Source organism: Nostoc sp., from assembly GCF_036918015.1.
Classification (GTDB): domain Bacteria; phylum Cyanobacteriota; class Cyanobacteriia; order Cyanobacteriales; family Nostocaceae; genus Nostoc.
Genome location: NZ_JBALEO010000073.1, coordinates 223,593 through 246,398 on the forward strand (window position 1 = coordinate 223,593; position 22,806 = coordinate 246,398).

The 22,806-nt window shown below is 41.1% G+C and carries 20 protein-coding genes; 18 read left to right on the plus strand and 2 right to left on the minus strand.

Annotated elements, in window-relative coordinates; all coding sequences use genetic code 11:
• Positions 1 to 174: 174 nt before the first annotated feature.
• The 5 genes from folK to kdpA all read left to right on the plus strand — a co-directional run bounded on the left by folK (position 175) and on the right by kdpA (position 4,448).
• Positions 175 to 690, plus strand: coding sequence for a 2-amino-4-hydroxy-6-hydroxymethyldihydropteridine diphosphokinase (gene folK / locus V7K61_RS19975; protein WP_335055886.1), 516 nt, complete (start codon positions 175 to 177; stop codon positions 688 to 690).
• 68 nt (positions 691 to 758) lie between these two features.
• Positions 759 to 1,307, plus strand: a complete 549-nt coding sequence (locus tag V7K61_RS19980) for an NUDIX hydrolase (RefSeq protein ID WP_335055888.1) — start codon at positions 759 to 761, stop codon at positions 1,305 to 1,307.
• A 7-nt stretch (positions 1,308 to 1,314) separates the two neighbouring features.
• A complete protein-coding gene (locus V7K61_RS19985) occupies positions 1,315 to 1,605 on the plus strand; it encodes an ADP-ribosylglycohydrolase family protein (protein WP_335055890.1) in 291 nt (96 codons plus the stop codon).
• A gap of 42 nt (positions 1,606 to 1,647) precedes the next feature.
• Positions 1,648 to 2,199, plus strand: coding sequence for a hypothetical protein (locus V7K61_RS19990; RefSeq protein ID WP_335055892.1), 552 nt, complete (start codon positions 1,648 to 1,650; stop codon positions 2,197 to 2,199).
• A gap of 503 nt (positions 2,200 to 2,702) precedes the next feature.
• On the plus strand, positions 2,703 to 4,448 hold the full coding sequence (kdpA, locus tag V7K61_RS19995) for a potassium-transporting ATPase subunit KdpA (RefSeq protein ID WP_335055894.1): 1,746 nt from the start codon (positions 2,703 to 2,705) through the stop codon (positions 4,446 to 4,448).
• Between the two features lie 129 nt (positions 4,449 to 4,577).
• Here the strand turns inward: kdpA and V7K61_RS20000 are convergent, their stop codons facing one another.
• The gene (locus V7K61_RS20000) at positions 4,578 to 4,925 is read right to left on the minus strand and encodes a hypothetical protein (protein WP_335055896.1); all 348 of its coding nucleotides are present in this window, start codon (positions 4,923 to 4,925) and stop codon (positions 4,578 to 4,580) included.
• Between the two features lie 29 nt (positions 4,926 to 4,954).
• On the opposite strand from V7K61_RS20000, the gene kdpB reads away from it, so the two are divergent.
• The 10 genes from kdpB to V7K61_RS20050 all read left to right on the plus strand — a co-directional run bounded on the left by kdpB (position 4,955) and on the right by V7K61_RS20050 (position 16,055).
• On the plus strand, positions 4,955 to 7,096 hold the full coding sequence (kdpB, locus tag V7K61_RS20005; protein WP_442936335.1) for a potassium-transporting ATPase subunit KdpB: 2,142 nt from the start codon (positions 4,955 to 4,957) through the stop codon (positions 7,094 to 7,096).
• Positions 7,097 to 7,102: 6 nt separating this feature from the next.
• Positions 7,103 to 7,372: a potassium-transporting ATPase subunit F gene (locus V7K61_RS20010; protein WP_335055900.1), complete on the plus strand. Its 270-nt coding sequence runs from the start codon at positions 7,103 to 7,105 to the stop codon at positions 7,370 to 7,372.
• Complete coding sequence (gene kdpC, locus V7K61_RS20015) at positions 7,372 to 8,010, plus strand: K(+)-transporting ATPase subunit C (RefSeq protein ID WP_335055901.1); 639 nt, start codon at positions 7,372 to 7,374, stop codon at positions 8,008 to 8,010. The genes V7K61_RS20010 and kdpC overlap by 1 nt, the downstream gene beginning before the upstream one ends.
• A gap of 292 nt (positions 8,011 to 8,302) precedes the next feature.
• Positions 8,303 to 8,668 carry a TrkA C-terminal domain-containing protein gene (locus V7K61_RS20020; RefSeq protein WP_335055903.1) on the plus strand — a complete coding sequence of 122 codons (366 nt, stop codon included), beginning with the start codon at positions 8,303 to 8,305 and terminating at the stop codon, positions 8,666 to 8,668.
• Positions 8,669 to 8,833: 165 nt separating this feature from the next.
• Positions 8,834 to 9,232: a hypothetical protein gene (locus V7K61_RS20025; protein ID WP_335055905.1), complete on the plus strand. Its 399-nt coding sequence runs from the start codon at positions 8,834 to 8,836 to the stop codon at positions 9,230 to 9,232.
• Between the two features lie 128 nt (positions 9,233 to 9,360).
• Positions 9,361 to 9,615: a DUF7219 family protein gene (locus tag V7K61_RS20030; protein WP_335055907.1), complete on the plus strand. Its 255-nt coding sequence runs from the start codon at positions 9,361 to 9,363 to the stop codon at positions 9,613 to 9,615.
• A gap of 104 nt (positions 9,616 to 9,719) precedes the next feature.
• Positions 9,720 to 11,180 (plus strand): hypothetical protein, encoded by a 1,461-nt coding sequence (locus V7K61_RS20035; protein WP_335055909.1) that lies wholly within the window; start codon positions 9,720 to 9,722, stop codon positions 11,178 to 11,180.
• A gap of 144 nt (positions 11,181 to 11,324) precedes the next feature.
• Entirely contained in the window at positions 11,325 to 11,462 is a 138-nt protein-coding gene (locus V7K61_RS20040; protein ID WP_335055911.1) for a hypothetical protein, read from the plus strand.
• 37 nt (positions 11,463 to 11,499) lie between these two features.
• Positions 11,500 to 13,683 carry an aminodeoxychorismate synthase component I gene (gene pabB / locus V7K61_RS20045; RefSeq protein WP_335055913.1) on the plus strand — a complete coding sequence of 728 codons (2,184 nt, stop codon included), beginning with the start codon at positions 11,500 to 11,502 and terminating at the stop codon, positions 13,681 to 13,683.
• A gap of 608 nt (positions 13,684 to 14,291) precedes the next feature.
• Entirely contained in the window at positions 14,292 to 16,055 is a 1,764-nt protein-coding gene (locus V7K61_RS20050; RefSeq protein ID WP_335055915.1) for an iron uptake porin, read from the plus strand.
• Positions 16,056 to 16,159: 104 nt separating this feature from the next.
• On the opposite strand, the gene V7K61_RS20055 is transcribed toward V7K61_RS20050, so the two are convergent.
• Positions 16,160 to 17,179, minus strand: a complete 1,020-nt coding sequence (locus V7K61_RS20055; protein ID WP_442936336.1) for a 2-hydroxyacid dehydrogenase — start codon at positions 17,177 to 17,179, stop codon at positions 16,160 to 16,162.
• 76 nt (positions 17,180 to 17,255) lie between these two features.
• On the opposite strand from V7K61_RS20055, the gene V7K61_RS20060 reads away from it, so the two are divergent.
• The 3 genes from V7K61_RS20060 (at position 17,256) to V7K61_RS20070 (ending at position 22,060) form a co-directional block, all read left to right on the plus strand.
• Entirely contained in the window at positions 17,256 to 19,838 is a 2,583-nt protein-coding gene (locus tag V7K61_RS20060) for a BsuBI/PstI family type II restriction endonuclease (RefSeq protein WP_335055917.1), read from the plus strand.
• Between the two features lie 285 nt (positions 19,839 to 20,123).
• Positions 20,124 to 21,179 carry a glutathione S-transferase family protein gene (locus tag V7K61_RS20065; protein ID WP_335055919.1) on the plus strand — a complete coding sequence of 352 codons (1,056 nt, stop codon included), beginning with the start codon at positions 20,124 to 20,126 and terminating at the stop codon, positions 21,177 to 21,179.
• A complete protein-coding gene (locus V7K61_RS20070; RefSeq protein WP_335055921.1) occupies positions 21,176 to 22,060 on the plus strand; it encodes an aspartoacylase in 885 nt (294 codons plus the stop codon). Before V7K61_RS20065 ends, V7K61_RS20070 begins: the two co-directional genes overlap by 4 nt.
• Positions 22,061 to 22,806 lie beyond the last annotated feature (746 nt).

Sequence of the window (22,806 nt, forward strand, 5' to 3'; positions counted from 1 at the left end):
TGCGAATATAAAAGCTATTGACAAATATCCGCAAAGACAGCCCGAAAAAGGCTTATAGCCTTTACTAATCACATGAGGTATATCATAGTCCCCTCTCGAAGAGCGGGGAGGGGGTTGTGGGTGGGGTTATTGTACCTCACTCAACTGAGAACCGCTATATTTCAGGAAAGTATAATGTCTACACGGGGCTACGATAAAGCAGAGCTAAGACGAAGCGCCGTTGCTCTTGGTAGTAATATTGGCGATTCCCAGACAATTTTAGAAGCAGCTATAGAGACTTTAGCCCAAACGCCAGGTATTGTTTTAGAAGCCAGATCCCATTGGTATCAAACCAAAGCTGTCGGGCCACCACAGCCAGATTACCTCAACGGCTGCGTCACATTGCAGGTAGAAATACTCCCCCAGCAGTTATTAGAAATTTTGTTAGGAATTGAACAACAATTTGGGCGCGTGCGTCAGGAGCGCTGGGGGCCAAGAACCCTAGATTTGGATTTGTTATTATATGATGACATTACGTTGGATACACCAAATCTCCAAATTCCCCATCCACGAATGCGGGATCGCGCCTTTGTGTTAGTCCCCCTGACAGAAATTGCCGCAGATTGGATAGAACCAGTTTCCGGGTGTGTTATTAAAGAGCTGCTGAAAGAGGTAGACTGTTCTGATGTGCATTTATGGATGGACAATTAAAATTACCATCCTTAAAAGCAGAAGAACACTGATTTTGCCTCTGTATTCACAGATAATCAGATTTTACTATGCCATTAGGTAGAGAATTACCACAACTGCTGAGACAACGCCTGTTTCATAAAGGACGCAAGTTTGATTTTGAAGTTAATCGCTTGCGTTTGCCGAATAAATCGGAAGGAGAATGGGAATGTATTCGTCACCCTGGTGGTGCGTTAGCTGTGCCAGTGACAGCGGAAGGTAAACTTATACTGGTGCGCCAGTATCGTTTTGCAATTCAGGGACGGATATTAGAATTTCCGGCGGGGACAGTGGAAGGAACTGAGCAGCCCTTAGAAACAATACAACGTGAAATTGCCGAAGAAACTGGTTATAGTGCCCAAAAATGGGACAAATTAGGCGAATTTTTCCTAGCTCCTGGTTATTCTGATGAAATTATCTATGCTTTTCTGGCGCGAGATTTAGAAAAGCTGGAGACACCACCACCACAAGATGGAGACGAGGATATGGAAACTGTGTTTATGACTCCTGAAGAATTAGAAAAAGCTATTCTGGAGGGAGAGCCTGTAGATGCTAAATCAGTTTCTAGCTTTTTTCTGGCGCGTCCGTTTTTAGGTTAACACCCTTATGCTGCTAGAGTTAGCGATGCCTTCGGCGGGCTACGCCTACGCAGATGCCTACGGTGCAGGTTTTGAATATGCAGACGAGATGATCGTTAACAATGATTTGAGTCGATACGTTCAACATCCGCGTTTTCGACTCAATCCTGGCAGCTACACCGACGACACCCAGATGAGTATTGCCATTGCGGAAGTGATTGTCGCTCAATCAGCATGGACACCAGAAGTTTTAGCCGATAGTTTTGTGAGAGCTTTTAAACGCGATCAAACGCTCAAAAGGCTAGATTTTAGTGTTTAATTTTAAGTTAGATAATCGAAAGCATATTTCAAGCCAACATTGATGAATAATAGTCTAGCTTCTACTTTAGGAGAACTACAAGCAAAAATATATTGGCTACATGATGCTGAAAAATTTGCTGAATTGGCAGAAGCAGCAACTGAAATATATATTAAACTTGGATATGACCAACAAAAAGCAGAAAATGTTGGTCATTTAATTAGTGAAGCCTATAAGTTATCTGATGATGCTGATTTATCATACAAGGCTGGAGAAATTGAAAAAGAAATAAAATTTTATAATCAAGTAAAAGATAAATTTATAGAGATTGAGGCTATATTAGGTCTACAAAAAAATATAGCTGAACATCAAACAAAATGGTGGATACATTTTCGCCATAGACAGAAACTTCAAGTTATATATCACCTCTTTTTGCAACATTTAAAACCTTTGGGTTTAACTTATTTATTTGTGGCTCTACAACTAACATATTATATGTTAAATATAGGCAAGGGTCATAATTTGCGCGATATAGAAATAACTCAAAAAAACGCTACAAAATATTGGATGCAATTATTAAAATGTAAGATTACCAAATATCCATATTTAGGTTAATTTGGTGTTTTGTAAAATCTTTCAAGAAGCAACGCGTAGCATTTTGTAGAGAAAGTGATTTGAGAAATTAAGCTTTTTAGTGAATTGCGCGTAAATCGTGGTTTTGTTTGTATCCTTGCAATTGATAAACACTTTTTAAGATTCTTACTCATTCCCTACATAGTCAAGAAAGCTGAAAATACTGTAATCCTCAAAGACTCAGCTAGTTTTAGTATCAAATAGCTATTTGTTTAGTATTTAGCCGTCCTTCTATATTTGCAGATATATATCGAGATAAACACTCTTATACATATAAACATATATTTCTTATATAGCCTAGTTTAAATATCAATTTATACCTTGTGTTCTTTCAAAAAAAGCTCCATGATTGATTTATAAAGCCCATAACTATAGGTTGGTTAGTTAATCAGTATGCCAATATAATTCCTAAATATTTCCGATTTCTAACAAGAAAATATCTGATATTTATCTCAAATTTACTTAGGTTGGAGTTTGATTAACTCATGCTAGAAGGATGGATTCAAATTATATTAACGCTACTAATTGTAGTAGCAATTACTCCTGTTTTTGGGCGCTACATGGCGCGGGTCTACCTAGAGCAAAGTACTTTTCTCGATCCGATTTTGAATCCGGTTGAGCGAGTGCTTTATGCTTTGGTTGGCGTTAAAAGCAAAGAAAATATGACCGGCTGGCAGTATGGGCGGGCAATTTTATACAGTAACGTCGCAATGGGGTTGCTGATTTTCTTGATTATTATGAATCAAGGATGGCTGCCATTAAACCCAACCAAGATCGATGCCCCAACCTGGGATACAGTGCTGCATACGACTATTTCTTTTATTACTAATACTAACCAGCAGCACTATTCTGGTGAAACCTACATGAGTTATGGCAGCCAAGTGTGGGGACTTGGTTATCATATGTTTACCTCTGCTGCTACTGGTTTAGCGGTAGGGATTGCTTTTATTCGCGGATTGACTGGTAGATCGTTGGGCAACTTTTATGTAGATTTAATTCGCTCGATTACGCGAATTTTGCTGCCTATTTGTCTTGTCGGTGGCATTGTCTTAATGGCAGCTGGCGTTCCTGAAACACTGGGGGGTGCGGTTGTATTCCCGACTTTAGAAGATGCGAATATTAGTCAGGCGATCGCTCGTGGCCCTGTTGCCCATTTTGAAATTATCAAACAATTAGGGGAAAACGGCGGCGGCTTTTTTGCCATCAACTCGGCACACCCTTTTGAAAATCCCAACGGATTTTCTAACTTGATTCAGATTGTCGCCATGCTTTCGATTCCAACTTCCCTAATCTACACTTACGGGTTGTTTGCGAATAACACTAAGCAAGCCTGGTTAGTCTACGGTATGGTAGGCGTTCTCTATGTAATATTTATCATCGTTACCGCCATTGGTGAATACAACGGCAATCCGGCTGTGAATGCACTGCTGGGTAGTCAGCAACCAAATTTAGAGGGCAAAGAAGTCCGGTTTGGTTGGGCACAATCTGCGCTATTTGCAACCAGTACAACTGGTACTATGTGCGGTGCAGTCAACAGTTTACACGATTCGTTCATGCCCAATGGCGGTTTTATTACCCTTTCCAATATGTTCCTGCAAATTATTTGGGGTGGACAGGGTACAGGAACCGCTTATCTATTTGCTTATCTGATTCTGGCTGTGTTCGCTACAGGGTTGATGGTGGGACGTACCCCAGAATTTCTCGGACGCAAGATTGAAAAGCGCGAGGTTGTACTTGCTAGTTTCTTAATTCTGCTAGTTCACCCGATCGCAATTATGATTCCCGCAGGTATCGCCTTGGCGTTTCCCGATCAACTATCAGGAATTAGCAATCCCGGATTCCACGGCTTTGCTCAAGTTATCTATGAATATGCGTCTGCTGCTGCTAACAATGGTTCTGGTTTTGAAGGCTTAGGAGATTCACAACCTTCTCCTTTTGCAATATCTACAGGTACAGCACCAACTGTAACTGCTTTGTGGTGGAACTTGAGTACCTGTTTCAGTTTAATTGCAGGGCGTTATGTTCCCATCATCGGTTTGCTGTTTTTAGCAGATAGTATGTCTCGTAAGCAAGCGGTTCCTTACACCACTGGTACATTGCGAACCGATACTGGACTATTTACAGGCGTTACCGCAGGCGTGATTTTAATTCTGGGCGCACTTACATTCTTCCCAGTCTTAGCATTAGGCCCCATCGGTGAAGCTTTCTTCATCGCTAAAGGTATCGGCTAGGGATTGGGGATGAGGAGACAAGGGGCATTTGTGTCAACTTAAGCTCAAACGCTTATTCCACAGGTGTTTTACCCCCCCTTAATCCCCCCTTATAAAGGGGGGAAACAAGAAAATCCAGTTCCCTCCCCTTTATAAGGGGAGGGTTAGGGTGGGGTAACGCAGATCGTGATGAGAAGCCCGTTTTGACAAGGGTTTCACGTTAAGTTGACACCAATGGACAAGGGGAATTAGAGACTGATTCATCACTTCGGAACTCCATTGATTGACCTCAGAACTCCATTTATTGACCTCAGAACTCCGTTTATCGATTTCGGCACTCCGTTTATCGATTTCGTCACTCCGTTTATCGATCTCGGCACTCCGTTTATCGATTTCGTCACTCCGTTTATCGATTTCGTCACTCCGTTTATCGATCTTGGCACTCCGTTTATCGATCTCGGAACTCTGTTCATCGACCTCGGAACTCGATTCATCCACCTCAAAGACTCATGCTCAAAATTTAATATATGCCAATGACTACTGATTCTCCCTCCCCCCGTATTCCATCTGGAACTCGTGACTCGCGCAAACACACCCCCAAAACAGATATGCGGGGACTTTACCAGAGAGCAATTCGCGAGTCATTTATTAAGCTCGATCCGCGAATTACTGTCAGAAACCCAGTTATGTTTGTTGTTTGGGTAGGGACAATTGTCACCTTGCTTGTTACCCTTAACCCAAATTTGTTTGGCACAATTCAAGCAGATATCAACCAACAACGCGTCTTAAACGGGTCAATTACCTTTATTCTCTTTTTCACCCTCGTTTTTGCCAACTTTGCCGAAGCCGTAGCTGAAGGACGCGGTAAAGCACAAGCTGATTCACTGCGATCGACGCGATCAGATACGATCGCTAATAAAATCCTCCCCGATGGTTCCATAGTAAAAGTCAATTCTACGGAACTGCGACGGGGCGATTTGGTAAAAGTCAGTGCCAATAATATGATTCCTGCCGATGGGGATGTCATTAAAGGTATTGGTTCAGTGGATGAGTCGGCAATCACTGGGGAATCTGCCCCGGTATTGAAGCAACCAGGTACAGATATTGCCAGTTCGGTGACAGGTGGTACACGCCTACTCTCCGATGAGTTGACAATTCGCATTAGTGCCGATCCTGGTCAAGGTTTTATCGATCGCATGATTGCCCTGGTAGAAGGAGCAGAACGCAGCAAAACTCCCAACGAGATTGCTTTGACGGTATTGTTGGCAGTTTTAACGCAGGTGTTCTTAATTGTGGTAGCGACAATGCCTCCCTTTGTCGGCTACATCGCCAGCTTTATCAGCACAGCCTTTGGTGTTGAGGCGGGAAACAGTTTGCGGGCGGGTGCTAGCGTTGCTATTCTTATCTCGCTACTGGTAGCTTTAATTCCCACAACTATCGGTGGTTTGCTCAGTGCGATCGGGATTGCAGGGATGGATAGAGTTGCCCAATTTAACGTCATTGCAACCTCTGGTCGAGCAGTAGAAGCTTGCGGTGACATCAACACCTTGGTGCTAGATAAGACAGGCACGATCACCTTGGGGAACCGGATGGCTGACGAGTTTATTCCCCTGGATAACCACTCAATCATAGACGTGGCGCGAGTCTCCCTAGCTGCTAGCTTATTTGACGAAACGCCAGAAGGCAAATCGATTGTGATTTTAGCAGAAAAGTCCCAGGCTGGGGTAGACTTTAACATTGATAAAGCCGAAGGTGTAGAATTTTCCGCCAAAACCCGGATGAGTGGCACGAATCTACCCGATGGCAAACAAATTCGCAAAGGTGCAGTGGATGCCATTAAAGGATTTGTCCGTTCTCGTGGCGGTAACGTTCCTGATGATATAGATGCAGCTTATGAGCGAGTTTCCCGGTTAGGCGGTACACCCTTGGCTGTTTGCCAAGATGACAAAATTTATGGTGTCATCTACCTGAAAGATATTGTCAAACCCGGTTTGCGAGAGCGATTTGACCAACTCCGCCGCATGGGTGTTCGCACCATCATGCTCACAGGTGACAATCGGATTACCGCTTCGGTGATTGCCGAGGAAGCTGGGGTGGATGATTTCATTGCCGAAGCGACTCCAGAAGACAAAATTGAGGTGATTCGCTCGGAACAATCTCAGGGTAAACTGGTGGCAATGACTGGGGATGGTACGAACGATGCACCTGCTCTCGCTCAAGCAAATGTGGGTGTGGCGATGAATTCGGGGACACAAGCAGCCAAAGAAGCTGCTAACATGGTGGACTTAGACTCAGACCCCACGAAGCTAATTGACTTAGTAACTATCGGTAAACAGTTGCTAATTACTCGTGGAGCCTTGACAACATTCTCCATCGCTAACGATATTGCCAAGTATTTTGCGATCATTCCTACAATCTTTGCCGCTGCTGGAATCGGCGCACTTAATATTATGGGGTTAAAGAGTGCCCAATCTGCGATCGTCTCGGCGCTAATTTACAACGCCTTGATTATTCCGGCATTAATTCCGCTAGCACTCAAAGGGGTGAAGTTCTTACCTTTAACAGCAGATCAACTGCTGCGTCGTAACATCTTCATCTTTGGTCTGGGCGGTATCGTTGCTCCCTTCATTGCCATCAAACTGATAGATATTATCTTACCTTTGTCTTAATTTACTATGAAACCTGTTCAGATCCGCCGCGCTATTGCTACATCCCAAGTATTAGAAGAAATAACTGAAATCTGGTGTCAATGGCGTAGACAAAAGCTACCACTGTATTTGTTCTTGGCGATGTGTTTCAACCTAGTGGTTGCACCGATGGTTTATGCCGCTACCGGTGAAGAACTTTCCCGCAGTCAATCTTGGGGATTGGGATTGTTAGGACTGACGACACTAGGGCTTTCCATCTATTTATTTTTTGTAATGTTTGTACCGGAGAAATTCTAATGAGTTTTGCACGCGAAGCTGGTAGAGCTGTTCGGTCTACCTTAGTACTCTGGGTTATTGGAGCAATTATTTATCCTTTTGCAATGATTGCCATTGGGCAGATTGTGTTTCCCTTTCAAGCAAACGGTAGTCTCCTGAAAAATAGCGCCGGTCAAGTTGTTGGTTCTGCTTTGATTGGTCAACCTTTTAGTAGCGATCGCTATTTTAACAGCCGTCCCAGTACGACGAGTTACAGCACAGCCGATCCGAAAAAAGATGATGCGGGAGTTTTGAAAACCGGGGTTTCCGGCGCTAGTAACTTGGCTCCCAGTAATCCTGCATTAATGGAACGCATCAAAGGTAAAGATGACCCAGACCCCAGCAAAAAAGTTGAAGGTGACTTCAATCGTCTGAAAAAAGCAGGTGTACAGCCGACTGGCGATTTAGTCTACACCTCTGGTTCTAGCCTTGACCCGCATATTACCCCGGAAGCTGCGATCGCGCAAGTTGCACGAGTAGCCAAGGCGCGGGGAGTTCAATCGAACCAACTCGAAACTTTAATTTCTCAAAACACCGATGGACGCTTTCTTGGCATCTTTGGCGAACCTGGAGTTAATGTGTTGAAGCTGAATTTAGCTCTGGATAAGATTAAGGGATAAGGGCTTGGAAAATAGTGAATATGCCTCCTATTCGGAATAGTTATCTATAGTAATCTTTAATGATTACTTAGAATTTAAAACTTAGATTCTCGATTTATTTAATAAATCGAGAATCTTGTTTTTAGTAGGGATAAATAAAATCTATATCTCTAAATATATACCTGCTTATCTAATTAATAAATACATATTTTATTGGATTAATACATTCTATATATATTCAAAATATATCATCAGGACAGCATATTTTTTATGCAAAGTATTGCACAATACTATTAGAGTTAAAAAACATTTTGTGTTGAAAAACAAAAAAGCTTTAGAGCCAAGCCTGTTTGGTGTTTTGATCGAAGATAATAGCGTTTACTGTGGCATTCATTTAAGTGATATTAAGTTACCGGATAAATGCGTTTTTCTAGGGGTTTTAAGAGAAGATCAAGTCATTTCAGCAACAGATAATCCTAGTATTTTCGCCGGAGATTACATTTTGGCAATAGCAACACATCCTATGATGATTCCCGCTCTCAAAGTTACTCTTAAAAAAATCCATTCTGTTTACTATTCCCTCAACAGTTGCTTATTAGAAGCTCGACCAGCAGATAGTCAATCTGTTAATTCAGATTACTCAAACCTATCAATTACTTTCAATTCCACATATTATTAGAAATATGAACATTTACCGAAGAAAAGTAGAGGAAAGTTCGAGCTTGCGATAGTAGAAAGAAAATATGTTTTTACCTCCTGCCTGGTTGTTGAGCGTAGTCGAAACACTGCCTCCTGCCTCCCTAACTTTACTGAATCTGAGTTCGACTAACTAAAGGTTTTTAATATGCATACTTCGGAGTTTTTCCGACTTTATGTATCCGCCCAAAAAAGTGTTCATCAGTCTACTCTGATTGAAGCTAATCTGTCTAAGGCAACACATAATGACACCAAACCACATGACGGAGACATTCCCTTTTTAGCAGTGTTTTTAGCTCACATTTCCTTCATGTTTGTTTGGGCAATTGTTGTTTTTCTCGTTTCATCTGTCTGCAAGGCACTAGAAGATCCCCCAGAAAATGCGGCACAAGATAAAGACGAAATAGTAAGCATCAAACATTTAGAGCAACATACTTGTAAAAAATGCCAATTTTTTCACAATAACTATTTCCTAAAGTGTGCAGTACATCCTACTACTGCTCTAACGAAACAAGCACTCAATTGTTCTGACTACAGCCCGAAATAGGTGAGTTTATCACTATATCCCAGTAATTCTGTCATTATCTGTGAAACAGCATTACAAAATAGAATTATTTCAGATTGCTGCAATCAACCAACTAATAGCCAATCAAATTTTTTATCAGGAGTAAACTAATGTTTCAGCCTAATTATGAAGATAAAAATCGCTTTCTCTATGCTTGCGATCGCTACCACGGTAAACTTCAGCCAAATAACCTAATATTTAATGCCAACCTCCAAGAATTTACTCAAAGAGTTAGCTATATTGCTAATTTAGAAACTGCTGGAAAACTATCTCCACAAATTGCTTTTGGTCAACTAGAAGCACTCTGGAAACAGTTGGAGGATAGTAAAAACAAACTGGGAATTGGTAGCGATATATCTGTTTAATTTATTTGAATAATCCTGATGTAACTGTAACAAGAGTTATACAGAGAACGTTTAAACAACGTTTGAAGCTTGGAAACTTCATTTGATAAACCCAAACAAATTTTATGAAACCCAAAGAAACGGTATTTGTTATCCCGACTCATCGATTGAGAGATGTAGCACAGACCATCGAAAAGTATGATGAGAATTTCTGGGCAAATGGTCATGCTTTAAAAATTATCGTTTTTGACGATTCTAGCATTGCCAACCATGAGAAATATTATCCGCTTTTAGAGCAGACTAAGACAGTCAATGACGTGTTTTATGTAGGGCCACAACAGAAAGAGCAATTTATTACATTTTTAAACGAAAGACTGCGCGATCGCAAGCTAGAATCACTAGTCAAAAACTTATTCCGGCCTAGTTATGGAGGAAATCGCAACTTCACGCTGATGTATACCCTTGGACATTTAATGGTTAGTGCAGATGACGATATGCGACCAGATGCATTAATTGAAACTAGCCCAGAATCTTTATCAGGTGATGAAATATGTCGAGGAAAATTAATCAAGTCTAGCCAACAAGGTGGCTACGTCCACAAATCTTTTGATTTACTCACAGCTTTTGGTGATGTTCTCGGTCAAAAAGCCAGTCATGTACCAGAAAACTTCGAGGCTGGAGAATTGGTTCTTGATACAGCAATGGATTTAGAAACCAATACAACTAAAGGTTACTTTCGAGAGAATAGCCTTTTATTACAACAGGGGAGAGTATTGAATAATGCGATCGTTAAGATTGCCCAAACTTTCCGCACAGGAACTAATGATATCGATACACTTGATTTTATTCACATGTATCTCAATGATGAAAACCAAATTAGTCCCAATGACTTGAATGATTTTTATATTCTTACTAATTTTAGACCTGTTATTACTAACAAAAACTGGAGAATGGATTGTGGAGTTGCCGGATATGATAATCAGCTAGGTTTACCACCCTTTTTTCCTACTCGACTCAGGTTTGAAGATTATATCTATAGAATTTGGATACAGCAAGAAGGCATTGTGGCTGCACACGTTGATGCTGTCCAAAACCATATTAGAAATAACTATATGCGTAATCCTTTAGCTAGCGAACTATTTAATGAAGAAATATGTAGCTTGCTGAAAAAGAAGATTAAAAATAGTGTTTATCATCTTGATGATTTGGGAATCAAATTTGATTACTCTGGTGAAGTCACTTTACAAGACTCTGAGGAAATCCTGGAAAAAATCGCTGCTATCCACAGACAGGTAGTCAAAGCCTCAATATCTGCCCAGAATGAAGAACGTAAACTGTCTCTTCAATTATTTGCTGAGAATTTATCGAGAGTATTTTATGGATTTGAACCAGACTTTTTCCAGCAAAACGTTTCCAGAATTATCGATGATGTCATTAGCCAATTTCACGGTTCTCTAGAAATATGGCCAACTCTAGTGGAAATCTGTTACTTTTACAAAGACAAAAAAGACCTACCACAAATCAGGGTTAAAAACAAGAAGGTAAAATCTAGAAATGGCACAAAATCGAGCGAAATTCTCGTATAAATGTGACCTTTGGCAAACAAGCCATTATTCATGCGGGAAAATTTTCTTAAACCCTTTCTTTTTGAAGATGCGCCTATAGAACTTAATCCAGATCCTCGACTTCTTCAAGAAGTCGAGGCAATACGGTTCGGTTAAGGTTTTTTGATGAAAATTCTAGATCACAAAGACGCGATAAATCGCCGTCTCTACAATAATCAGTTCCTTGTAGAGACGGCGATTTATCGCGTCTCTTACCTTAACCGAACAGTATTGGAAGTCGAGGATCTAATTTTTCACGAATGATTTAGGATTGCTATATGTGCTAGTTAATTGACTATGTATGCAAACGTTAATTATTGATAACTATGACTCTTATACCTTTAATCTTTACCAGATGATTGCCGAGGTAAATGGTGAATTACCTCTAGTAATTTATAACGATCGCCTTAACTGGGATGAATTGAAAGAAATTGCATTTGACAACATTGTGATTTCACCTGGCCCCGGTCGTCCAGAAAGGTCAGAAGATTTTGGAGTCTGCCGGCAAATAATTGAGAATGTGGATGTACCCTTGTTGGGAGTTTGTCTGGGGCATCAAGGGCTTGGCTATCTACATGGTGCAAGAGTGATTCATGCACCGGAAGTTCGACACGGCAGACTCAGTAAAATTTATCATAATAATTCGGAATTATTTCAAGGTATTCCTAACAATTTTTCTGTGGTGCGTTATCACTCATTATTAGTTGCTGATGAACTACCGGAGTGTCTAGAAAAAATTGCTTGGACTGAAGAAGGATTGGTGATGGCATTGCGTCATCTACATCTACCTTTTTGGGGTGTGCAGTTTCACCCAGAGTCTATTTGTACAGAATATGGGCAAAAATTACTAGCAAACTTTCGAGATATTACACTGCAATTTCCAAAAAGATCGTCAAGAAGTCCAAAAAAACAGTATCGCATTGGATATGAATCTGTTACTCTTACTGTAGATGAACCCTGCCAAAAACAGGAAGATAAGTTTGAATTGTATACGCGCAAGTTAGATATCTGCCCAAATACAGAACAAATATTTGTACAGCTGTTTAAGGATGCACCGAATGCTTTTTGGCTAGATAGCAGCCGTGTAGAACTTGGTCTATCTCGCTTCTCGTTTATGGGTGATGGCAGCGGAGCAAACAGTTTATTGGTGCGATATCATACCCAAACGCAAGAAATCATCATTACACAATCAGATACAGTGACTCGTCGCACCGAAAGTATTTTTGAGTATTTGAAGCGAGAAATAGATTGCCGATTTTGTCAATCTGATGAGTTACCTTTTGATTTTAACTGTGGATTTGTTGGCTATTTTGGTTATGAACTTAAGGCGGAATGTGGAGCGTCATTGGTACATTCTTCACCATTACCCGATGCAATTTTCTTACTTTGCGATCGCATGATTGCGATCGATCATCAAGAACAGTGTATTTATTTGCTGCAATTAATCAAAAAAGGACAAATAGAACAGGTAGAAACTTGGTTTGATACTATCCAACAACAACTCGAAACTCTAGATCCTCTTTTTTCTGTTGTACCCCAAGAAAGTTGTCAGCCTGTTAAGTTTCGTTTGAGTCGCAGTTATCAAAATTATATTCAAGATATTCAGCAATGTTTGGACGAAATTCACGAAGGAGAAACTTATCAAGTTTGCCTGACAAATCAGCTTTACACTGATGCAACTCCCGATCCATTGACGTTCTATCGCACATTACGTAAAATCAATCCGGCTCCTTATTCTGCATTTTTACGCTTTGGTGAAATTGCGATGCCTGCGGCGAGCGTAGCGATCGCCTGCTCGTCTCCAGAAAGGTTTCTACGGATCGATCGCCAAGGATGGGTAGAAACCAAACCTATTAAGGGAACCCTACCACGAGGAGAAACCCCCGAAGCCGATTTCGTCCTCCGTGAGAAGCTACGCAACAGCGAAAAAGACCGAGCTGAAAATCTGATGATTGTCGATCTGTTACGCAATGATTTAGGACGAGTTTGTGAAGTTGGTAGCATCCACGTACCAAAATTAATGGATGTGGAAACATACCCAACAGTACATCAGTTGGTGACAACTATACGCGGGCGGTTACGTTCGGATTTACAAGCGGTGGATTGCGTGCGAGCTGCATTTCCTGGAGGATCGATGACTGGTGCGCCGAAAATCCGCACCATGCAAATTATCGATCGCTTAGAACAAGAGGCGCGGGGAGTCTATTCAGGTGCGATCGGCTTTTTAGGCTTAAATGGTTCAGCCGATTTGAATATTGTGATTCGGACTGCTGTTTTGACTCCCAATCAAACCTCCATTGGTATCGGTGGCGGAATCATAGCCCTTTCTGAGCCGGAGATGGAGTTTCAGGAAACGTTGCTTAAAGCCAAAGCCTTAATCGACGCTCTGCTTCTGACGATGCACGGAACATCTGAACTAGATGTGTATCCCATTCTGGGATTAGAAGCAACAACTGCTGATAGTTATGAAAAATTATCTGCCTAAATCAAAGACTTAAATAAGGATGGAGATGTGCTTGAAGATAGCCTATCCCGACACAAAACTGGCTACTATTAAAGATTATTTACCTAACATTTATATCCAAATCCCCTTGGATAAAGATTTTTGGTACTGATTTTCAACCTGTAGAGACGCGTTAGTGCAGCGGTAAGAAGTAAAATTTTGTGTCTTTACTAAGGATTTTGGGCTTAACTGAACAGTATTGATTTATCCGACATTCGGCAGGTTGGAGGTTCAAAATAATTAATAATCAATAATTACTAATTTATCAGCAAAACCCCATATAGAAATACACTTTCTTGATTCAGGAATAAATTTGAAGATAAAAAGCAACTACCGCAAATCAGGGTTAAAAACAAGAAGCTAAAGTCCGTAAATAGCACAAAAGCGACCGAAATTACCTTATTATAAACTCAATCTTTGGCAAATAAGCCATCTGCAAAACTTGACGATTCCTTATCTGTAAAATTTTTTTTAGATATATAGCTTAGGTAACAGCAATCTGATAAGATTCCCAAGAAGCAGAATAATCACTTGTTCTCTTTTTCTTGAACCAACTGATTTTGGTTATTCTTTGGAAAAGGAAAATAAAAATGTCTCATCTATTGTGGAAAACTCTGGTACTAAGTCCAGTAGTTTTGGGAGTGACGGTGTTGGTTTCCGCTAAGGCTATGGCTGCTGCTGAAGTAGCAAGCTCTTCTGAAGATACAAAGCCAATAGCTGCTAATGCTTCAATATTCATTCAAACAGAGCAACCAAAAGTTAATCAGCAATTGCTTGCCCAAAAAACTGATGAAAATAAGGTTTTAGAAGAGGTTAATCGCTACAGCAACGAAGGCAAAAATCAGAATTCACTGTCTCAAGTCACATCAGTTTCTCAATTTTCTGATGTACAGCCGACTGATTGGGCATTCCAAGCTTTGCAATCCCTAGTTGAGCGCTACGGTTGTATTGCTGGATACCCAAATTCTACTTACCGTGGCAATCGGGCACTGACTCGTTATGAGTTTGCCGCAGGTTTAAATGCTTGTTTAGATCGAGTTAATGAACTGATTGCGACAGCAACTGCTGACTTGGTAACAAAACAGGATTTGGCGACTCTCCAGCGTTTGCAAGAGGAATTCTCGGCAGAACTGGCAACTCTGCGTGGTCGAGTAGATTCTGTAGAAGCACGGACTGCGGAACTTGAAGCTAATCAGTTTTCTACTACCACAAAATTGGTGGGTGAAGCCATTTTTGCCGTTACTGATATTTTTGGCAATAATACTGGCGATGCGAATAATACTGTCTTCCAAGATAGGGTACGTTTAGACTTGCAAACCAGCTTCACGGGTAAAGACGTTTTACACACCCGTCTTGCAGCCGGGAATGCACTAGCCTTTAATCAAGTAGGGAATGGTGGTGGTGCTATCGATACTGCTGAAGGCACACAAACATTTCAACTCGGCAGCACTAGTAACAACAGTGTGATTATCGACTGGCTAGCTTATTACGTACCCATAGGCCCAGTTCAAGCTTACTTTGCGGGCACCGGAGGTATTCATAGCGATTATGTTGCCACTAACAACCCTTACTTTGAGGATTTTGATGGCGGTAATGGTGCTTTGTCTACCTTTGCTTCTGAAAGTCCGATTTATCGCATTGGTGGTGGTGCAGGTGCGGCACTGACTTTACCCTTTGGTAAGGGTGGCAATTTTTTCAAACCAAGTTCATTGACTATAGGCTACTTGGCATCAAATGCTAATAATCCTGGGACAAATCAAGGTTTGTTAGAGGGTAACTATGCAGCCTTGGGACAATTGAACTTTAGTGTTGGCGATCGCTTATCTATAGCTGCTACCTACGTTCACGGATATCATGGTGCTGGGGGTGGTAATTTATTCGATCTAGGTGGTGGTTTGGGTAGTGCTAACCGCGTCGTAGGTACTGGTCAAGCTAACACTCTAACTACCCTAAACGGATCTTCCAGTAATTCTTACGGTATAGAAGCAGCTTTCAGACCCAGCGACAAACTGTCAGTCAGTGGCTTCGTTTCTTACCACGATGTCACAGGCTTTGGTGCTGGTGATGATTATGAAGCTTGGAGCTACGGTCTTGGGGTAGCCTTACCTGACTTCGGTAAAAAAGGTAACGTTTTAGGGATTTTTGCTGGTGCTGAACCTTATGCCTTTAACCGAGGCGGAGCTTTTGCTGGTACTGGTAATGACATACCTTATCACTTTGAAGGCTTTTACAAGTATCGCGTGTCAGATAATATCTCAATCACCCCTGGCGTAATCTGGTTGACCTCTCCTGGTCAAAACAGCAATAACGATGATGCAATTATTGGTACGCTGAGAACAACTTTCACCTTCTAAAGGTTTACAGCAATTTGCTTTAGGGACGCATAGTTATGCGTCCCTTTTGACTTCCGCCTTGCGGTACTAGATTGAGGGCGTTCATAATTCACATCAGGCGTGAATTATGAATTATAAATTTCGGGGTTGACACAATTAGCCAAGCGATCGCCCCTCAATCCCGCGATTAAATTAGCGATCGCCATTGTTGCCATTTTTGAGCGCGTTTGACGGCTGGCACTGCCAATATGAGGCGCAATAATTAGATTATCTAAGGTCAACAACAGGCTATCGCTGGGAATCGGTTCTGGTTCGGTGACATCTACAGCCGCCGCCGCAATTTGACCACTGGCAAGGGCGCGATATAGAGAATCTGGATCTACAATCGTTCCTCGTGCCGTGTTAATCAAAATAGCCGATCGCTTCATCAATTCAAATTGGCGATCGCTAATTAAATGATAAGTATCATCAGCCGATGGTGTGTGCAGTGTCACAAAATCTGACTCTTGCAGTAAGTGTTCTAACGTAGCAAACTCCACACCTAAAGATTGTTCTAACTCTGGGCTGCATCGTTGCCTACTAGTATACAAAATCCGCATTTCAAACCCTTTGGCACGACGCGCAACTGCTTGTCCAATCCGCCCAAAACCAACAATCCCCAAAGTTGCACCCGTAACATTTGGCCCCAATAACAAATCTGGTTCCCAAGTCTGCCACAAACCTGCACGAGTAAACCGATCTGCCTCCACTACTCGCCGTGCAGCTGCCATTAGTAACGCCCAGGCAAAATCTGCGGTAGCATCGGTTAACACCCCAGGAGTATTACCGACGGGAATTTGTCGTGCCGTAGCGGCGGCAATGTCAATGTTATCGTAACCCACCGCCATTTGACTGATGACTTTGAGTTTCCCAGACTCGATAAGTTGGCGATCGATTTGGTCAGTCAGCAGACATAGCAATCCATCTATTTCCTTGACCTTTTCTAGTAAAATTTCGTAGGGAGGGGGTTGGCGTTCTGGCCAAACTTCGACAGTAGCAAGCGATCGTAGTTGCTCTAATTCGATGGGTAGGCGACGAGTGACAAAGACTTTAGCCTGAAGCATAGTTTTAACAATAATTTTTGGATAAAGAGACGCTTCTTGCATCAGTTTTCCTTAAAATATCATGGCGTAAATTCAAAACCTGATAAAGTTGGTTTTTGTTCTGTGAAAATGAGCCGTGATGTTCCAATCAAGCAGTAGAGAGTTTACAGACAATCATCACAAGCCGTTAGAATTCAAAAGCTTGTCGAAATCTTCTGCCAGAAACTTACTCGGTGAAGTACACCTTCTGAGGATTGCTGCAAGCTTGAAACAGGATCAAAAGCAAAAAGGAAAACTGGGCCAATTTTTGACTCCTGCTCCAGTAGCAGAATTAATGGTTGGGATGTTTGGCAAACTCGATCTTCCTCAAATATCTTTACTTGATGCTGGAGCAGGAGTTGGCTCATTGCTTGCAGCTTTTGTGGCTAAACTTTGTCACAGCCAAAAACGCCCAGCCAATTTAGATATTGTTGCCTATGAAATAGATCCTTTTCTGATTGGGTATTTGCATCAGACATTGAAATTATGTGATAGAGAATGTCAAATAGCTGGGATCTCTTTAAATTATGAGATTCGAGAGACGGATTTTATTGAGGATGCAGTCAGACTTATTGGCCCTAGTTTGTTCGATAATCCTGAAAATTGCAGATTTACCCACGCTATTCTCAATCCCCCATATTTAAAAATTAATGCTCATTCCAAAGTTCGTGATTTGTTACGTTCTATAGGATTAGAAGCCAGCAATCTATATACAGGTTTTATCGCTGCTACAGTTCAGCTTCTTGAATCAAGAGGAGAGCTTGTAGCTATTTCGCCGCGTAGTTTCTGTAATGGGCCATATTTTAGAGACTTCCGCAGAATGTTTTTGGAAATGATGGCTTTAGATCAGATACATCTTTTTGAATCAAGACAGGAAGCTTTTAGTGATGATGAAGTTTTGCAGGAAACAATTATTATTCATGCTGTTAAACAAAAACCAAAATTTGACAATGTAATCATCAGTACAAGTTCAAATGCTGATGATGATTTTATTCTCTCAAATTCCTTAGCTTATACAGAGATAGTTCTTCCCAACGACTCGCAACAATTTATCCACATTATCCCCGATACACTAAGTCAACAGGTCATTGAAAAAATGGCTAATTTTACCTGCACATTAAAAGACCTAGAATTAACTGTATCAACGGGACGGGTTGTAGATTTTCGTGCTAAAGAATATCTGTGTTTAACACCAAAAGAAGATACTGTTCCCTTGATTTATCCCTTGAATTTTTCAGCAGGATATATTGATTATCCCAAGGTAACTAAAAAACACCAAGCTCTGCTATATGCAGAACAAACTATATCTCTTTTAGTACCCAACGAGCATTATGTTTTGACTAAACGATTTTCCTCCAAAGAGGAAAAAAAACGAGTTGTTGCTGTTGTATATGATGCTAACAAAATTAATTGTTCTTGGGTAGGTTTTGAAAATCACCTGAATTATTTTCACAAGGACGGAGGAGGACTTAATCTTACCCTAGCACGTGGTCTTGCTGCTTATCTTAACTCTAGCCTCGTTGATGCATTTTTTCGGTTGTTTAATGGACATACTCAGGTTAATGCAACCGATTTACGAAATTTAAAATATCCGACAATAGCACAACTAATGACTGTAGGGCTATATATTACTGAGCATTTTCCATCACAGAAAGGAATTGATGAACTTTTGCAAAAAGAGTTACTGAGTATGAGCAATCAGTCTGAAAACAACCCCTTAATAATTAAAATTCGTATTGATGAAGCACTACAAATTCTAATTGAACTTGGACTTCCACGGGCACAACTTAATGAGCGTTCAGCCTTAACCCTGCTGGCTCTACTTAACTTAAAGCCAACAGATCCTTGGGAAACTGCTGCATCTCCCCTAATCGGAATTACGCCAATGATGGAATTTATGGCACTGCACTATGGCAAAACATATAAACCTAATACACGGGAAACTGTTCGCCGCCAAACAGTCCATCAATTCTTAGATGCGGCTTTGATAATTGTAAATCCAGATGCACCTGAACGCCCCGTTAACAGTCCGAAAACAGTATATCAGATTGAAGAAAGTACGCTTGAACTCTTACGTACTTATGGAACTGCTGAATGGAAGAAGAGTATTCATACTTATCTGGCTTCAGTTGAAACTTTGAAAAAACGATATGCTCAAGAGCGGGAACTATCACGTATTCCGATAGTGATTGAAGGAGAGGTAAAAACTCTATCGCCAGGTGGGCAGAATATTCTGATCGAAAAGATTATTAAGGAGTTTGCAGAACGTTTTACACCTGGAGCAAAACTGATTTATGTTGGTGATACAGATGAAAAATTCGCGCATTTTAATGAAGTGGCATTGAGAGATTTAGGTGTTACTATCGATTCTCATGGTAAAATGCCTGATGTGATTATCCATCATCTAAAAAATGATTGGCTAGTTTTAATTGAAGCTGTAACTTCTCATGGACCAATTAACCCTAAACGAAAGAAAGAACTTGAAGTTATCTTTGCCGATATAAAAATTCCCCTTGTAATGGTAACAACCTTTTTAAGTCGGAAAGCAATGGTGGAGTATTTGGCTGAAATTGCTTGGGAAACCGATGTTTGGGTTGCGGAAGATTCTACTCATCTCATTCACTTCAATGGAGAATATTTATTACAGGCTTACAAAGTGGATAGAGATTATGAAACAGAATAAACTATTCTTAAAAATAAGCGATCGCTAGCTTAGAAATTGTCTTTAAAGCGATATCGATATCAACAATATTGTCATATATAGCAGTCCTATGTGATTCGTGAAAAATTATAAGAAAACGAACCGCAAAGTACGCTAAGGGCGCAAAGGGAAGAAAGAAGAAAGAGATATATAATTTTCACAAATGATTTAGGACTGCTATAGATCCAATAGTTCATGCAAAGCGTAGTAGAGTTAAAGTAAGAAATCTGAAGGTACGTCGATCGCTCCCAAAGCAAGATTGTCGCCATGACTAACTCAACTCCAATGGATGACGAGAAAAAGCTCCCCAAGAAGAAAGGTAAGTCGCTTCCTCCCAAGCTGATTATCTGGGTAGGAAAGTTTGTCTGGACGACTATGTGGCAGATAATGATGTCAAATCTGGCTCCTCGCAATCAGTCTGGAGCATATATTCGTCCTAATAGTCAGTTTCGCAAGTTCATCGGCACAGACGAAGGAAATCCCCACCCACCAGCAACGGGGCGCTACAAACTCTATGTTGGGCTGGGCTGTCCTTGGGCACATCGAACTTTGGTTGTGCGATCGCTCAAAAAACTCGAAGCGGTAATATCAGTATGTATCGTCTCTCCTTCTCCCATTGAAGGCGGTTGGATATTCAACGATGAAGAAGAAGGTTGTCGCACACTGGCTGAATTTTATCAAAAGGCAGAACCCGGCTACAGTGGACGCTCTACAGTGCCAGTATTATGGGATAACCAAACAAAAGCGATCGTCAATAATGAGAGTTCAGAGATTATCGTCATGCTGAACTCTGAGTTTAACGAGTTCGCCAACAATCCGACGCTAAATCTCTACCCAGAAGAACTTAAAGAGAAGATTGACTGGTGGAATGAAAAGATTTATCACGCGGTAAATAACGGGGTGTATCGCTGTGGCTTTGCCCAGACTCAAGAAGCATACAATCAAGCCTGTAATGAACTGTTCGCAACTCTCGATGAGATTGAACTTGCATTGCAGACTAATCGCTATCTCTGCGGTGAACATCTGACACTTGCAGATGTGCGGTTATTCACAACCTTATTTCGGTTTGATAGTGCCTACTATGGGCTGTTTAAATGCAATAAGCAGCGAATTCGAGACTATCAGAATCTCGGAGCTTATCTACGTGACTTGTATCAGCTTCCGGGTGTAGCTGAGACTTGCGACGTAGAAAGCGTGAAGCGGGACTACTACGGAAACCTATTTCCACTCAACCCCGGCGGAATTATCCCCAATGGCCCTGATATGTCCTATCTTAATCAACCACACGATCGCGATCGCATTGGCAAAGTGAATGCTTCATGAACCAGATTAATCGAGTTGCAATTGTCGGTGGAACTCATGGCAATGAGTTTACAGGAGCCTACCTAGTCCAAAAATTTGCCCAGTTTCCCGATTTGATTACTAGATCGAGTTTTGAGACAGTCACCCTGTTAGCAAATCCTCATGCTTTTGCCGCCGGGAGGCGATATGTAGAGAAAGATTTAAATCGCTGTTTTCTCAAGCAAGACTTACAAGATCCGACTCTGAAAAGTTACGAAGAATTGCAAGCTAAATTAATCCACAATACCCTATCATCAAATGGGGATAAACAAGCAGATTTCATCTTAGACTTACACAGTAGTACAGCTAATATGGGTCTGACAATTATTCTTGATAACAGTCATCCCTTAAATTTGAAATTGGCTGCTTATCTGAGTCAGATTAATCCTTTGGTTAGGGTTTATCGCTGCTCTTTTCAATCAATTGCAGAAAACCCATTTGTAAATTCTCTGTGCGAATTAGGCTTTGCATTTGAGGTTGGCCCAATTGCCCAAGGACTTTTAAAAGCAACGCTGTTCCAACAAACAGAGGAACTTGTTCGCGCCCTTCTGGACTACCTAGAACAGTTTAACCAGGGTAAGATTCCATCAAATAACGAAACCTTGATTCTCTATGACCACTTATCAGTTGTAGATTACCCAAAAAAATCTGATGGTACAATCTTTGGGATGATTCATCCAGAGCTTGAGGATAAGGATTATCAAGCCTTGAACCCAGGCGATCCAATCTTTATAACTTTTGACGATAAAACAATTATTTATGAAGGTGCATCTACTGTTTGGCCAATTTTTATTAATGAGGCAGCTTACTACGAAAAAGGAATTGCCATGTGTTTAACCCAGAGGCAGCAAATCAACATCTAGGATGTGGATAAAAGTAGGACTTACGCACGAGTTACGGAATAACGAACCGCAGAGGCGCAGAGAAGCCAGTGCGTTGCGGGGGTTCCCCCCGTTGTAGCAACTGGCGCGACACGGAGAAATCAGAGTTTGAGAGATATTTTGCGTAAGTCCTAAAAAGTACTTGTGTTGTGAACAAAAAGACTTGTGTTGTGAACAAAAAGACTTGTGTTGTGAACGAAATTACTTGTGTTGTGAACGAAATTACTTGTGTTGTGAACGAAAGTACTTGTGTTGTGAACGAAAAGACTTGTGTGTACACCGTAGCCAAAGCATCGGGAAGGGGAGACAAAGCGTAGCTTTGGCGGGGTGGGGTTTTTCGGGTTTAATAAGTAATCAAACAGCCATAATATGACGGGCGATGCCTACAAAATGCTGCTCTTAAAGTAACTCTTTATTTTGAAAATTAGTAGCCGCAAACATTCTAGCTTGAGGTTTGCCTTAAACTCATACCAATTTGAAAAATGATTGCGATAGATGGAGCATAGGTGTCAACTTAACGCTAAACCCGCTTGGTGACAACGTTTTGCCCTCACCCCCAGCCCCTCTCCTTTGAGGAGCTACGGTGTACACACAAGTCTGTCGCAGTTATATCTTTATTAATAAATCTCACACTGCTATGCTTTGAATCATAATGTGAGAAAAATTTTGATCCATAAATTAGAAAAAAGTTAACGAAAATTCAGGCTTTCGCGCTAATCACAAATTAC